An 854-nucleotide genomic window follows, 5' to 3' on the forward strand; every position below is an offset into this window, starting at 1 on the left:
CCGAGGAGCAGCGCAGCATGGCGTTTCGCCCATTTTTTACCACCAAGCAAGGTGGGCTGGGCGTCGGGCTGGTGTTGGTGAAACGCATCATGGATCGTTTTGGTGGTGCCGTAACCCTGGACAGCCGCGAAGGCGAAGGTACTTCCGTCCGTTTGTCGTTTAAACGGATTCCCTGAAAATGGGTATGAACTTTACCCGCTAGCGGGTGTCAGGCCCCAGTCGTTTTTACCGGGGTATGGCACATTGATGTTGATAAGCCATTGTTTTGTTGAGTTTTAGTACGTTTGTATAAATTAGTTACAAATTTGGCGAGGTCTTTGCAATTACCACATCACCCCCTTCACAAATTCGAGGCGGTTGATGATGGACAGAAAAGCGCGTTATCCCTTCAAGTGGATTGGCCTGTTGACGCCATTGAGCGTCCTTTTAACGATGAGCCTGAGCACGAGTCTGCATGCCAGCCCGATCGATGACGAGCGACAGCCTGAACCCTCCGACCCTTCGGCTTACTACGACGAACCGGCTGACGAACCTGCGGCGTTGAACGCGATTTTGACCATGCCTGAGGCTAACCAGGACGCTTTCGATTTGCCCGATGGCAACAAAGGCAGTCGCGAAGAAACGCGAGTCGAGAACGCCTTGCCGCCCGCGCAGCAGACCAGTTACAACTACCCCACCAATGGCAAGCCGAGCCCGCTGTATGGCGCTCAGCCATTCACTCAGCAGTTGGTGCTGTTTGAAGAGTTCGGCCCGGAAAAACTCGACCCCACCACACCGGCGGCACCCTTGAGTTTCCCACCAGCAGCCATTGGTCCATTGCCACAACAGGACCCGACCAGTGCGGCCCGCAGTGC

General features: G+C 55.2%; 1 protein-coding gene and 1 pseudogene. Both read left to right on the forward strand.

Annotated features, from left to right (window positions below; translation table 11 throughout):
• The coding region (locus AC1DRJ_RS30275; protein WP_477805353.1) for an ATP-binding protein at positions 1–176 on the forward strand (176 nt) is incomplete at its 5' end.
• A 187-nt stretch (positions 177–363) separates the two neighbouring features.
• A pseudogene (locus tag AC1DRJ_RS30280) lies at positions 364–854 on the forward strand (copper oxidase); the annotation flags it as partial.

It is taken from the genome of Pseudomonas sp. P5_B2 (assembly GCF_056400445.1).